The organism is Campylobacter lari, assembly GCF_900638335.1.
GTDB classification, from domain to species: domain Bacteria; phylum Campylobacterota; class Campylobacteria; order Campylobacterales; family Campylobacteraceae; genus Campylobacter_D; species Campylobacter_D lari_E.
This window is the reverse complement of record NZ_LR134508.1, coordinates 142350-155265: the sequence shown is the minus strand read 5'-3', so window position 1 is coordinate 155265 and position 12916 is coordinate 142350. Positions and strand designations below refer to the sequence as shown.

The window sequence follows — 12916 nt, the reverse complement described above, 5'->3', positions numbered from 1 at the left end:
TAAAACTTTTTATATTGCTTCCGATATGGTTTTTAACGACAGCATGACGGTGTCGAATATATTTAAAAGGATTTAAAATGGGATTTCGTATTAACACAAATGTAGCATCTTTAAATGCTCAAGTAAATGCAGGAATGAATTCAAGAGCATTAGATAGCTCTTTAGCAAGACTTAGTTCAGGTTTGAGAATAAATTCAGCTGCAGATGATGCTTCTGGTCTAGCTATTGCAGATAGTTTGAAAACTCAAGCTAATTCTTTGGGTCAAGCTATTAATAATGCAAATGATGCAAATAGCATGCTTCAAATTGCTGATAAAGCTATGGATGAGCAATTAAAAATACTAGATACCATTAAGGTTAAAGCTACTCAAGCAGCTCAAGATGGTCAAAGTGCAAAAACTAGAGCAATGATTCAAGGTGAGATCAATAAACTTATGGAAGAGCTTGATAATATAGCAAATACCACCACTTACAATGGCAAACAACTTTTAAGCGGTGCTTTTTCTAATCAGCAATTTCAAATTGGCGATAAAGCAAACCAAACTATAAATGCAACCATAGGCGCAACTCAATCAGCTAAAATTGGTCAAACTCGTTTTGAAACAGGCTCTAGAATAACAGGGAGCGGAAATGCTGGTTTTACCATTAAAAACTATGATGGTGTTAACGATTTTAAAATTCAATCTGTAATTCTTTCTACAAGCGCAGGAACGGGACTTGGTGCTTTAGCAGCTGAGATTAACAAATCTTCTGATAAAACAGGTGTTAGAGCTACTGCTACAGTTCAAACTATATCAAGTGGTACTATTCAAGCTGGAAATACCGGAGATACGTTTACAATCAATGGAGTTGTTATTGGTAAAGTTGCAGTACAAGCTGGAGATAAAGATGGTTCTTTAGTAGCTGCAATTAATGCTAAAAAAGACACAACAGGGGTTGAAGCATCTGTAGTAAATGGTCAGTTAGTTCTAAACTCAGCTGATGGTAGAGGTATAGAACTAAGTGGTTTGGGTACTGCACTTAGTGGAAATATAGCTTCTGTAAATTATGGAAGATTATCCTTGGTTAAAAATGATGGTAGCGATATTATCATTTCAGGTGGATCCGCAGTTGGTCTTGGCACAGCTACAGCCGAAGCTACTGTAAATTTAGAATCAGTTAAAGGGCAAATTGCTGCAAGTATAGCTTGTGCTATGGGATTTAATGCTATGAGTACAGCTGACTTAGTAGGTAAAAAACAATCAGCAGGTGTGACTACCTTACAAGGTGCAATGGCTGTTATGGATATAGCTGATACTGCTATAGCAAACCTTGACACCATTAGAGCAAACATTGGTGCTACACAAAATCAATTAACGGCAACTATTAACAACATTAGCGTAACTCAAGTTAATGTTAAAGCTGCTGAATCACAAATTAGAGATGTTGACTTTGCAAGCGAAAGCGCAAACTACTCTAAAGCTAACATTCTAGCTCAAAGTGGATCTTATGCTATGGCTCAAGCAAATGCAGCTTCTCAAAATGTATTAAGATTACTTCAGTAGTCAACTTACGATTTCCTAAGCTCACCTTTTGGTGGGCTTTTCTTCTTTTCTAAGCAAAAAATTTAACTTTTTTTTATACACTTTTACTAATTTTAATCCTCACAAGGAAAATAATGAAAAATTTAATCATAGTAGAATCACCTGCTAAAGCTAAAACCATAGGTAATTTTCTAGGCAAAGACTATGAAGTAATAGCCTCTAAAGGACACATTAGAGACTTGCCTAAAACTAGCTTTGGCATAAAAATAGAAGATGAAAATTTTAAACCCGAATATAGAATATCAAATGATCATTCAAGCTTAGTAAAAGAACTCAAAGAAAAGGCTAAAAAAGCTAAAACTATCTATCTTGCAACCGATGAGGATCGCGAGGGTGAAGCCATAGCTTATCATATAGCTAAGGCTATTAATAAAGATGAAAATTCCCTGCCACGCATAGTTTTTCATGAGATTACTAAAAGTGCTATAGAAAATGCTTTAAAAAATCCGAGATCTTTAAATGTAAATAGTGTCAATGCCCAACAAACCAGACGCTTACTTGATCGCATAGTAGGTTATAAACTAAGTCCTTTACTCAATCAAAAAATTCAAAAAGGCCTAAGCGCAGGGCGTGTGCAAAGTGCGGCTTTAAAAATCATCGTCGATAGAGAAAGAGAAATAAAAGCTTTTATTCCTTTAAAATACTTTAGTATAGATGTGATTTTTGAAAAAGACTTGCAAGCTGAATTAGTTGAGTTTCAAAATCAAAAGATAGAAAAATTAAGTCTAACTAATGAAGATAGAGCTAAGCTTATCTTTGAAGCTTGCAAAAATGCTAACTTTAAAATAAAAGATATAGAAAGCAAAGATAGAAAAATAGCTCCACAAGCACCTTTTATGACCTCAACCCTGCAACAAAGTGCGAGTAATCGCCTAGGTTTTAACCCTAAAAAAACCATGATGATTGCCCAAAAACTTTATGAGGGCGTAAAAACTCATCAAGGCATTATGGGTGTGATCACTTACATGAGAACTGATAGCTTAAATATCGCAAAAGAAGCTTTAGAAGAAGTAAGAAAACTCATTAAAAGTGATTTTGGCAAAGAATACTTACCAAGCAAAACAAATATTTACACCACTAAAAGCAAAGGCGCCCAAGAAGCACATGAAGCTATAAGACCGACTAATCTTAGTTTTACTCCAAAACTTGCAAGTGAGTTTTTAGAAAAAGATGAAGCAAGATTATATACTTTAATATACAATCGTTTCCTAGCTTCACAAATGAATCCTGCTATATCTCAAACTCAAAATGTCTATGTAAAATCAAATGAAGCAAGTTTTAAAATAAGTGGTAGAAAAATTTTATTTGATGGGCATTATAAAGTATATGGAGATATGGACAAAGATAAAATTTTACCTAATTTAAAACTAGAAGATACATTAAATATTCAAAATATAGAATTAAGCTCACATTTTACCGAGCCACCTTCAAGATACTCTGAAGCTGGGCTTGTTAAAAAGCTAGAAAATCTTGGCATAGGACGCCCTTCAACTTATGCTCCAACCATCTCTTTACTTAGTGCAAGAGAATATGTGCATATAGATAAAAAACAAATCATACCTAATGAAATAGCCTTTGTTGTAACAGAAGTTTTAGAGCAAAACTTTAGTGATATAGTAGATAGTGATTTTACTTCTAAAATGGAAGATAAACTTGACATCATTGCAGAAGGTAAAATGGACTGGCAAGAAGTTTTAAGAGAGTTTTATTTTCCTTTTATGAGAAAAATTGATGAGGGTAAAAAAAATATAAAAAGTCAAAAAACTTTTACAAAATTAGATGAAACCTGCCCTGATTGTGGTGGAGAGCTTGCTATAAGAAAAGGAAGATATGGAGAATTTATAGCTTGTTTAAATTTTCCAAAATGTAAATACTCAAGAAATTTAAAACAAGAAACACAAAATGAAGAAAAAAGTGAGAAAAAGCTCAATACCATAGGCGTAAAATGCCCAAGCTGTCAAGAAGGCGAGATTGTGGAGCGTTTTTCTAAGCGTGGTAAATTTTATGGCTGTAGTGCTTATCCAAAATGCAACTATATAAGCAAATACAAACCAAGTGAAGAAAAATGTAGCAAATGTGGCGAAACTTTAATCATAAAAGAGCTTAAAAAAGGCACATTTTTAGAGTGCTTAAAATGCAAAATCAAAAAGGAAATTTAATGCAAATCATGCTTTGTGCTATATCTAATATAGCAAGTGGAGGGTGTGGTGAGGACTGCAAATACTGCACTCAAAGTGCTCATGTGAAAACTAATATCAACAAATACAAAAGAAAAGATATAGAACAAATTGTTTTAGAAGCTAAAATGGCTAAGAAAAATGAGGCTTTAGGTTTTTGTTTAGTTACAGCAGGTGCTGGACTTGATGATGAAAAACTTGAGTATGTGTGCAAAGTAGCTCATGCGGTACAAAAAGAAGTAGAAGGACTTTTACTCATAGCTTGCAATGGCATAGCAAATTTAGAACAACTCAAAGAATTAAAAAAAGCGGGGATTTTTTCTTATAACCATAACCTAGAAACTTCTAAAGAATTTTTCCCAAATATTTGCTCTACGCATACTTGGGAGCAAAGATTTCAAACTAATCTTTATGCTAAAGAAGCAGGTTTAATGCTTTGTTGTGGTGGAATTTATGGTCTTGGAGAAAGCGAAGCTGATAGAAAAAGTTTTAGAGCAAGCTTAAAAGAGCTTGATCCTTTTTCTTCGCCTATTAATTTTTTCATACCAAATGAAAATTTAAAACTCAAGCAAGCTTTACTTGATCCTGATGAGGCATTAAATATCATCAAAGATACTAAAAAAGACTTACCAAATGCACATATCATGGTAGCAGGTGGTAGAGAGGTAGTGTTAAAAGAAAGGCAATATGAAATTTTTAATGCAGGAGCTAGTGCTATAGTAGTGGGTGATTATCTTACAACTAAAGGCGAAGAACCTAGCAAAGACATACAAAAACTAAAACAAATGGGATTTAGCTTTGCTAGCTCATGCCATTGATACTCAAGCTGCTACGGATTTAAAAATTTTATTGGTCGTGGCAGGGTGCTTACTCACTTCACCTTATATTGCTAAATTTTTAAAACTCCCACTTTCAGCCACTGAAATCATGCTTGGTTCTTTTATAGGATTTTTAGGTTTTATAGGAGAGAGTGAGAATTTTAAGCTTTTAGCTAATGCGGGATTTTATTATCTTATGTTTATTGCAGGTATGGAGGTTAATCTCAAAACCTTTTTAAACACGGAAAGAAGCTTGCTTAATAAAGCTTTTATCTACATCATACTTTTATATACTTTTAGTGTTTTAGCGGTTGAAAGTATAGATATTTCTTATATTTTTGTCATCATCATACCTGTAATGAGTGTAGGCTTACTCTCAACGCTTTATAGAGATTTTGGTAAAAATTGCGAGTGGCTTAATATATCCATGGTGGTAGCTACTTTAGCTGAAGTTGTAAGCATAGTTTTGCTTACCATAACTGCAGCATTTTTAGGCAAAGGCGCTGATATTTTCTCACTCACTCAAAATTTATTATATTTAGTAGGATTTTTAGCGCTTTGTATTTTTGGATTTAAATTTTTAGAAGTGCTGTTTTGGTGGTATCCACAACTAAAAACCATACTCATGCCTTGGCAAGATCAAAACGAAAAAGATATAAGATTTTGCATGGCCATTTTCATAGCCATAGTTGCAATTATGATTTATTTTAAACTTGAAGTTGCACTTGGAGCTTTTATAGCAGGTTCATTCATAGCTACTTTTTTTGATCATAAAAAAGATTTAGAGCATAAACTTTCTAGTTTTGGTTATGGCTTTTTAATCCCTATATTTTTCATCTATATAGGCTCAAGCTTTAAACTTCAAATGCTTTTAAACCCTCAAGTTTTAATCATAGCTTTTTCACTAACCGCCTTTATGATAGGGTTAAGAATACTTTGTGCTATGACTTTTGTAAAAATACTTGGTTTAAAAAATACTTTTTTATTTGGCCTAAGCCATTCTATGCCACTAACCTTACTCATCGCAGTAGCTACACTTTCTTATCAAACTAATATTATCACTCAAGATATATACTCAGGATTAGTGCTTACAGCTTTACTTGAAGCAATTTTAGCTATTAGCTTGATTAAATTTATCAATAATCTTAGTAGAAAATAATTCTACTAAGTATTTATATAAAATTGTTATACTTTTTTTATGAAAAATTTAGACACACTTTTAGAATTAGCATTAAAAGCAAGTAAGGAAGCCTCCAAAGCATTGCTTGAATATAAAGACAAAAATACCTTGTGGTTTAAAGACGATGATTCCCCAGTAGGTTTAGCTGATATAAAATCTAATGAAGCTATTAGTGAGATTTTAGCTTCAAGCGATATAGCTATATGCTCTGAAGAAAATATACTTTCTTATGAAGAAAGAAAAAAATTAGAATATTTTTGGTTAATAGACCCTCTTGATGGCACTAAATCTTATGCTAAAAAAGATAAAGAATATTGCGTTTTAATCGCATTAATCCACAAAAACACTCCTGTGCTTTCACTTATAGGCGATGTAGAAAATAATGCATTTTATTATGCACATGCTCATACTAAGGTTTATAAAAATAATGAAATTTTAAATCTTAGTTCAGAGCAATATGAAAAAGTTAGAAATATTGCTTTATACTCTAAAAACCATGATAATAATGAAAATTTTTTCATTCAAAATCATCTTGAAGGCATTAAGGTTTCATCTGCTTTAAAATTTGTATATTTACTTGAAGCAAAAGCTGGAATTTACCCGCGTTTTGGTGGCCCAAAAGCTTGGGATATAGCTGCTGGGGATTTTTTAATCAAACAAAATGGTGGAATTTTATATGATTTTAACAAAAAGGCTTTAGATTATAATAGTCCTGATTTTAAACTTCCAAGTTTTATAGCTTTTGCCAAGAATGAATTTAAATTAAAAGGTTTTTAGTGAGATTTTTTTTAATATTTTTTTGTTTTTTAAGTACTATTTATGCTAACTCTTTTGCGAATAAAAAAATCATCAAATTACAAAATAACGATGATTTTAATATCATCAATCTTGAACAAAATATAAATTATGATAAACTCTCACACATTAGTACTTTAGCTTTAGTACCAAGCTATGAAAAAGAATATAATTTTTATTTTTCAAATTTAAAAATTGATGCTAAAACCATGGCAAAAGACACGCTAAAAGCATTAAGTGCTATTTTAAATGAGCAAAATAATTTTGCCTTGCTTAGTCAAAAAGAAAATCAAACTTATATCAATAGCCAAAATATATTGCAAACAAATAAAAATTTCATCAATGCAAGTGAGTTTTTAGAATTTAATCGTTTTAAAAAGGCTGATTTTATTATTTTGCTAGATTTAAAAAGCATTCAAGCAAGCCAACAAAATTTCTTGCTTTTTTCCAATTTTGAAGTCAAAGCTGATATAGAATACAAACTTTTTAATGCCAAAACAAAAAAACTAAAAGATCATAAAATCCTTACTATCAATACTCAATTTAGCACAAATGATAAAAATAAATCTTACCAAGAATTAGTTCAAGAGATAGCTGCAATTGTTTATGAAGATATTAAAAATACTATATAATCACCACTTCTTCTTCTAAAACAATCCCAAATTCTTCAAAAACTCTTTTTTTGGCAAGTTCTATCAAAAATAAAGCATCATCAAAACTAGCATGTTTTTTATTGATTAAGAAATTTGCATGTTCATTACTAAACATCGCATCATTTTTACTAAAACCTTTAAGATTAACTGCTTCTATCAATCTTCCTGCATGATCGTTTTTTGGATTTTTAAAAATAGAGCCAAAGCTAGCGCCTTTGGGTTGATTTTTTCTTGCATTTTTTAAAAGTTCATCTTTAACTGGGTCAAATCCATATTCTAAAAAAAACTTCGCACTATACATCACTTCTTTAACAGGGTTAAACCTATAAGTAAAAGCGATGTTTTGTTTTAAAATTTCTTGATTAAAAGTGCAAATGCTGATTAAGTTTTTACTAATATCCTCATCTTTTAATCCTGCATTCATTTTTAAAATACCGCCCAAAGTTCCTGGGATATTTCTTAAAAACTCAAAGCCTTTTAAGTTGTTTTCTTTAGCAAAATGATACATTTTAAAAGATTTCACGCTAGAGCCTATCTCTAAAAACATACCTTTTTCATTTTGCTCTAAAATTTTAATATAATCAAAACTTTTCCCTAAAATTCCAAGTTTTTTGGGTTTTGGAGAGATTAAAAGATTATTTGCCCCGCCTACTAAAAAACCATCAAATTTACAAGGTTCTTCAAGCACCTGCACTTCAAAGCTCGCGCCTATACGTACAGAAGAATACTTAGAAAAATCAATAATCATCGAATAAAGCTTGGAATTTGATTTAAAATATTCGTTGTAAAATCTATCATAGAACTTATCATCCAAGGCATTAAAAACACTATCACCACAACAACAAGTAAAATTTTTGGCACAAAAGAAAGCGTAGCTTCATTAATTTGCGTTACAGCTTGAAAAATACTTATAATAAGCCCTGCGATAAGCCCTGCTAAAAGCATAGGTAAAGAAAGCATAAGTGTGATTTTAAAAGTTTGTACACCCAAGGCTACTAAAGTACTTTCCATATTTTCTCCTTAAAAAATTTAAATTTTATCAAGAATTTCTAAATTCTTCATACTCGCTAGGTATAAGATAATCTTTGCTTTTTATTAATTTCTCATAAAATCCATGATTAAATCCAAGCTCAAAAAGCTTATCTATGGCATTGTATTGTTTATCATTCATATTAATAGAGTTTTTATTCGCATATAAATTTAAATACACATCAAGTTTTTGCGCATCTACGCGTATTAAATCACGCTCTAAAAGCATGGAAGCTAAGATTTTTCTATTATGATCAGCTACTTCTACTGCTTTAATCAAATCTTTTTCAACCGCTATTGCATCATTAAGCGGTAAAGATCTTCTAAGTGCCATACCACCTAAAGGCAAAGGTAAATCATCTTTGGCTAATTCTTGCCAAATATCCCAAAGTTCAGCCTCAACACATAAACTTGAATCAAATTCTAAAATGCTCTCATGTATAAGCACTCCTGCATCAACTTCATCTTCTAAAACAGCTTTCTCAATCTCTAAAAAATTCTTATAAACTATCCTAGCTTGTGGGTATTTTATACGAAAGATTAAAGCATTAGTAGTGTGCGCTCCACTTAAAGCAACTTTAAAATTTGGCTTTAATTTTTTATTCTTTTTCTTAATAAGCTTTGGCCCATAACCCTCGCCAAAACTCACAGCAGTTTTTAGCAAAGCATATTCACTAGCTATCAAAGGATAAAGCGCAAAAGATATTGCGCTAACATCGTATATATTTTGCAATGCAAGCTCGTTTAAAGTTTGTATATCCAAAGCTGTATTTTCATACTTATAAGCTTTTCCAATCCATCCGAATTTAATTGCCATATACATAAAAATATCATCAGCATCAGGAGAGTGTGCTACGCTAATTTTTTTATTCATTTTTTTCCTTGAAAAATTTAAAAAAGTATTTTAGCAAAATTCAAAATAAAAACTTATATTAAATTTCTTTTTGATACAATTTTAAACATATTATAAAAGGATTAACAAGCATGGATGATAATAAAAGAAAATCACTTGATGCGGCTTTAAAAAGTCTTGATAAAACCTTTGGAAAAGGCACTATTTTAAGACTTGGCGATAAAGAAGTTGAAAAAATTGATTCTATTCCTACGGGTTCTGTTGGACTTGATTTAGCTTTAGGGATTGGTGGGGTTCCAAAAGGAAGAATTATAGAAATTTATGGACCTGAAAGTTCAGGTAAAACCACACTTACCTTACATATCATAGCAGAATGTCAAAAAAAAGGCGGGGTTTGTGCGTTTATTGATGCTGAGCACGCTCTTGATGTAAGATATGCAAAAAATTTAGGTGTTGATACAGAAAATCTTTACATCTCTCAACCAGACTTTGGCGAACAAGCTTTAGAAATCGTTGAAACCATAGCAAGAAGTGGAGCCATTGATCTAATAGTAGTAGATAGTGTTGCTGCGCTTACTCCAAAAGCAGAAATTGAAGGTGATATGGGAGATCAGCATGTAGGCCTTCAAGCAAGATTAATGAGTCAGGCTTTAAGAAAATTAACTGGTATTGTCCATAAAATGAACACTACTGTAATTTTCATCAACCAAATTCGCATGAAAATAGGCATGATGGGTTATGGAACACCTGAAACTACTACTGGTGGAAATGCTTTAAAATTTTATGCTTCAGTGCGTTTAGATGTAAGAAAAACAGCTACTTTAAAACAAAATGATGAGCCTATTGGAAACCGTGTTAAGGTAAAAGTGGCTAAAAATAAAGTAGCCCCTCCTTTTAAACAGGCTGAATTTGATGTGATGTTTGGTGAGGGTGTAAGTCGTGAAGGTGAACTAATAGACTATGGTGTAAAACTTGATATTATTGATAAAAGCGGTGCGTGGTTTTCTTACAAGGCTTCTAAACTTGGTCAAGGTAGAGAAAATGCCAAAGCCTTTTTAAAAGAAAACCCAGCTATTGCAGATGAAATTACTCAAGCTATACAAAATTCAATCGGTATAGATAGTATGATTTTGGGTGCAAAAGAAGATGACGAAGAAGGAGAGGAATAATGTTGATTATTGAAGATTTAAGAGCTTTTGAAGTTTTAGACAGCAGAGGCAATCCTACCATTAAAGCTGAAATCATGCTAAGTGATGGTAGCGTAGGTAGTGCTATCGTTCCAAGTGGTGCAAGTACAGGAAAAAAAGAAGCTTTAGAATTAAGAGACAATGATGAAAGATTTGGCGGAAAAGGTGTTTTAAAAGCCATTGAAAATATCAATGGTATTATAGCTGAAAATATCATAGGGCTTGATGCATTTAATCAAACCCAGCTAGATAACACTCTTTTAGAACTTGATGGAACAAAAAACTACTCCAACCTAGGAGCAAATGCAACCTTAGGAATTTCTATGGCAACAGCACGTGCTGCTTCTAATGCACTAGGCGTTCCTTTGTATCGCTATCTAGGCGGAGCAAATGCAAGTGTATTACCTGTGCCAATGTGTAATATCATCAATGGTGGTGCGCATGCAAACAATAGCGTAGATTTTCAAGAATTTATGATTATGCCTTTTGGTTTTTCAAGCTTTAAAGAAGGGTTAAGATCAGTTTGTGAAATTTATGCAGTATTGAAAAAAGAATTAGCTAATCTAGGTCACTCTACTGCTTTAGGTGATGAGGGTGGTTTTGCTCCAAATTTAGCAAATAATACCGAGCCACTTGATCTTTTAATGACTTGTATTAAAAAAGCAGGCTATGAAAATAAAATCAAGCTAGCGTTAGATGTAGCAAGTAGCGAGCTTTACAAAGATGGTAAATATCACTTAGAAGGTAAAGTTTTCTCAAGTGAAGACTTAATTGCTCGTTATGAAGAATTATGTGCTAAATATCCAATTTTTAGCATCGAAGATGGTTTAGCTGAAGATGATTATGAAGGTTGGATTAAACTCACCCAAAAACTTGGCAATAAAATTCAACTTGTAGGTGATGATTTATTTGTGACTAATGAAGATATTTTAAGAGAAGGTATTATAAAAAATATGGCAAATGCTGTATTAATTAAACCTAATCAAATTGGCACCATCACTCAAACCATGAGAACAGTTAGATTAGCTCATAGAAACAATTATAGATGTATTATGAGCCATAGAAGTGGCGAAAGCGAAGATGCTTTTATAGCTGATTTTGCGGTAGCACTTAATACAGGACAAATTAAAACAGGAGCTTTAGCAAGAGGTGAAAGAACTGCTAAATACAATCGCTTATTAGAAATTGAACTTGATAATGATGAGTATTTAGGAGATAAACTCTGAGTGACTTATTAAAAGAGTATGATGAGCATTCCAAAAAAAAGGAAGCTCATTATCATCTAATAAAAACTATTGTTTTATCATTTGTAGCCATTATCGTTGCTATGTATTTTGGTAATATGTTTTTTGGTAAATCTTCACTAGATGTGCTATTAACACTTAAAGAAGAGCAAAAAATTTTAGAAAAAAATATTATAACCTTAAAAGCTAAAAATGCCCAAGCTCAAAAAGAATACTTGCAACTTTTGCGACTTAAAGGAGAAAATTCGCATGAGAATTAATTTTTTTATACTACTTTTATTATCTTATGTACTTTTAAATGCAAAAGATAATCCCTTTGATAATAATATAGAACAACAAAGTACCGAATTTGCTAAACTTAGTCCTTTTCAAAGACAAGATTTTAACTTTAATTCTAACGCGAGAATTTTAAAAAATATTACCATTACTTATATCAACCTTGATGGCTCTGAAGAACAAACGACTCTAGATATATATAAAAGCATCAATTGGCATGATACTTATTCATTTATAAAAACCAAAAGCCCAAATGCTACACCTATATTTGATGTATCTGTAACAGTACCACAAAATCAAACAACTAAAAATACAAAATTAGAAGAAAATAATACAACCTTAAATATAGAAACACCGCTTTTTAGTGGAAATATCTACAATTTTATTTCTATAGGTTTTTACAATAACAAAATCAATATTAAAACTGAAGATAGAATGTTAAGACATTTATCTATAGGAGATCCAACTAAAATTATTATAGATTTTGCTAAAAAGCAAAATTTCAATACTAAAACATTACAAGTAAATACAGCAAAAGTTAGAAAAGTTGTTTTTGGATCACATAAAGGGTATTATCGTTTAGTGATATATCTTGATGGAAAATACAGCTATAAATATTCACATAGTGAAAATTTACACATTTTTAACTACCGCTAAGAGTTTAAAAACTCTTAAGCAAATCTATGATCATAAATAATCATTTGAAATCTTTGGGCTATCATTCTAGCTCTTTCTATGATAATACTCCTTGGTTCATCTTCGAAAACTTCTTGCAAACTTTTATCAAATAAGTTAAGCCAAACATCAAAAAATTCTCTTGGAAATGGAGGTAATTCATGATGAGCCCTTAAAGGCGAGCCGCTATAGCTTGGGTCACCTAAAAACATCCCTGCCCAAAAGCTTGCTATTTTTTCTTTATGTTTTTTCCAACTCTCATCATCTATACCAATTTTCTCATTAAAAATAGGTCCTAAATCTTTATCCACCCTAACTTTTGCATAAAAAACATCCATAAGTTTTTTAATACCATCATGATTAATAGTTTCAAATTTCATATTTTTCCTTAAAATATTTTTTACTTATTGTATTAAATTTATGGATTAAAAATATAAACAAAAGTC

The 12916-nt window shown here is 31.6% G+C and carries 14 protein-coding genes; 10 read left to right on the top strand and 4 right to left on the bottom strand.

All coding sequences use genetic code 11. The features are described from left to right. Positions 1 to 77 precede the first annotated feature (77 nt). From EL235_RS00890 to EL235_RS00865, 6 genes are all read left to right on the top strand, one after another. On the top strand, positions 78 to 1544 hold the full coding sequence (locus EL235_RS00890) for a flagellin B (protein WP_126340613.1): 1467 nt from the start codon (positions 78 to 80) through the stop codon (positions 1542 to 1544). 113 nt (positions 1545 to 1657) lie between these two features. Next, positions 1658 to 3742 (top strand): type I DNA topoisomerase, encoded by a 2085-nt coding sequence (gene topA / locus EL235_RS00885; protein ID WP_414973606.1) that lies wholly within the window; start codon positions 1658 to 1660, stop codon positions 3740 to 3742. Beyond that, positions 3742 to 4578 carry a biotin synthase gene (locus EL235_RS00880; RefSeq protein ID WP_039627323.1) on the top strand — a complete coding sequence of 279 codons (837 nt, stop codon included), beginning with the start codon at positions 3742 to 3744 and terminating at the stop codon, positions 4576 to 4578. Before topA ends, EL235_RS00880 begins: the two co-directional genes overlap by 1 nt. Then, the gene (locus EL235_RS00875; RefSeq protein ID WP_126340611.1) at positions 4559 to 5737 is read left to right on the top strand and encodes a cation:proton antiporter; all 1179 of its coding nucleotides are present in this window, start codon (positions 4559 to 4561) and stop codon (positions 5735 to 5737) included. Before EL235_RS00880 ends, EL235_RS00875 begins: the two co-directional genes overlap by 20 nt. A 39-nt stretch (positions 5738 to 5776) precedes the next feature. Next, a complete protein-coding gene (locus tag EL235_RS00870; protein ID WP_126340610.1) occupies positions 5777 to 6535 on the top strand; it encodes a 3'(2'),5'-bisphosphate nucleotidase CysQ family protein in 759 nt (252 codons plus the stop codon). Then, complete coding sequence (locus EL235_RS00865) at positions 6535 to 7185, top strand: hypothetical protein (protein ID WP_126340609.1); 651 nt, start codon at positions 6535 to 6537, stop codon at positions 7183 to 7185. The genes EL235_RS00870 and EL235_RS00865 overlap by 1 nt, the downstream gene beginning before the upstream one ends. On the opposite strand, the gene EL235_RS00860 is transcribed toward EL235_RS00865, so the two are convergent. The 3 genes from EL235_RS00860 to EL235_RS00850 are packed head-to-tail and all read right to left on the bottom strand — an operon-like array spanning position 7178 to position 9109. After that, entirely contained in the window at positions 7178 to 7954 is a 777-nt protein-coding gene (locus EL235_RS00860) for a UDP-N-acetylmuramate dehydrogenase (RefSeq protein ID WP_126340608.1), read from the bottom strand. The two genes, EL235_RS00865 and EL235_RS00860, sit on opposite strands and share 8 nt — an antisense overlap. Then, positions 7951 to 8217 carry a flagellar biosynthesis protein FliQ gene (fliQ, locus tag EL235_RS00855; protein ID WP_012660903.1) on the bottom strand — a complete coding sequence of 89 codons (267 nt, stop codon included), beginning with the start codon at positions 8215 to 8217 and terminating at the stop codon, positions 7951 to 7953. Before fliQ ends, EL235_RS00860 begins: the two co-directional genes overlap by 4 nt. A 28-nt stretch (positions 8218 to 8245) precedes the next feature. After that, positions 8246 to 9109 carry a menaquinone biosynthesis family protein gene (locus EL235_RS00850; protein WP_039625163.1) on the bottom strand — a complete coding sequence of 288 codons (864 nt, stop codon included), beginning with the start codon at positions 9107 to 9109 and terminating at the stop codon, positions 8246 to 8248. 110 nt (positions 9110 to 9219) lie between these two features. Here EL235_RS00850 and recA point away from each other — a divergent pair, with 110 nt between their 5' ends. The 4 genes from recA to EL235_RS00830 all read left to right on the top strand — a co-directional run bounded on the left by recA (position 9220) and on the right by EL235_RS00830 (position 12452). Further along, entirely contained in the window at positions 9220 to 10257 is a 1038-nt protein-coding gene (gene recA, locus EL235_RS00845; RefSeq protein ID WP_039617275.1) for a recombinase RecA, read from the top strand. Further along, a complete protein-coding gene (gene eno / locus EL235_RS00840) occupies positions 10257 to 11501 on the top strand; it encodes a phosphopyruvate hydratase (RefSeq protein ID WP_039625160.1) in 1245 nt (414 codons plus the stop codon). The genes recA and eno overlap by 1 nt, the downstream gene beginning before the upstream one ends. A 116-nt stretch (positions 11502 to 11617) precedes the next feature. Next, the gene (locus tag EL235_RS07945) at positions 11618 to 11779 is read left to right on the top strand and encodes a hypothetical protein (protein ID WP_232017396.1); all 162 of its coding nucleotides are present in this window, start codon (positions 11618 to 11620) and stop codon (positions 11777 to 11779) included. Next, the gene (locus EL235_RS00830) at positions 11769 to 12452 is read left to right on the top strand and encodes an AMIN domain-containing protein (protein WP_039625157.1); all 684 of its coding nucleotides are present in this window, start codon (positions 11769 to 11771) and stop codon (positions 12450 to 12452) included. Before EL235_RS07945 ends, EL235_RS00830 begins: the two co-directional genes overlap by 11 nt. A gap of 14 nt (positions 12453 to 12466) precedes the next feature. Here the strand turns inward: EL235_RS00830 and EL235_RS00825 are convergent, their stop codons facing one another. Continuing rightward, on the bottom strand, positions 12467 to 12850 hold the full coding sequence (locus EL235_RS00825; protein WP_039625155.1) for a group III truncated hemoglobin: 384 nt from the start codon (positions 12848 to 12850) through the stop codon (positions 12467 to 12469). Between the last annotated feature and the right edge of the window lie 66 nt (positions 12851 to 12916).

Coding starts and splice junctions, on each gene's coding strand:
- EL235_RS00890 (WP_126340613.1), top strand. CDS start 78: ATGGGATTTCGTATTAACACAAATGTAGCATCTTTAAATGCTCAAGTA.
- topA (WP_414973606.1), top strand. CDS start 1,658: ATGAAAAATTTAATCATAGTAGAATCACCTGCTAAAGCTAAAACCATA.
- EL235_RS00880 (WP_039627323.1), top strand. CDS start 3,742: ATGCAAATCATGCTTTGTGCTATATCTAATATAGCAAGTGGAGGGTGT.
- EL235_RS00870 (WP_126340610.1), top strand. CDS start 5,777: ATGAAAAATTTAGACACACTTTTAGAATTAGCATTAAAAGCAAGTAAG.
- EL235_RS00860 (WP_126340608.1), bottom strand. CDS start 7,954: ATGATTATTGATTTTTCTAAGTATTCTTCTGTACGTATAGGCGCGAGC.
- fliQ (WP_012660903.1), bottom strand. CDS start 8,217: ATGGAAAGTACTTTAGTAGCCTTGGGTGTACAAACTTTTAAAATCACA.
- EL235_RS00850 (WP_039625163.1), bottom strand. CDS start 9,109: ATGAATAAAAAAATTAGCGTAGCACACTCTCCTGATGCTGATGATATT.
- recA (WP_039617275.1), top strand. CDS start 9,220: ATGGATGATAATAAAAGAAAATCACTTGATGCGGCTTTAAAAAGTCTT.
- eno (WP_039625160.1), top strand. CDS start 10,257: ATGTTGATTATTGAAGATTTAAGAGCTTTTGAAGTTTTAGACAGCAGA.
- EL235_RS07945 (WP_232017396.1), top strand. CDS start 11,618: ATGTTTTTTGGTAAATCTTCACTAGATGTGCTATTAACACTTAAAGAA.
- EL235_RS00830 (WP_039625157.1), top strand. CDS start 11,769: ATGAGAATTAATTTTTTTATACTACTTTTATTATCTTATGTACTTTTA.
- EL235_RS00825 (WP_039625155.1), bottom strand. CDS start 12,850: ATGAAATTTGAAACTATTAATCATGATGGTATTAAAAAACTTATGGAT.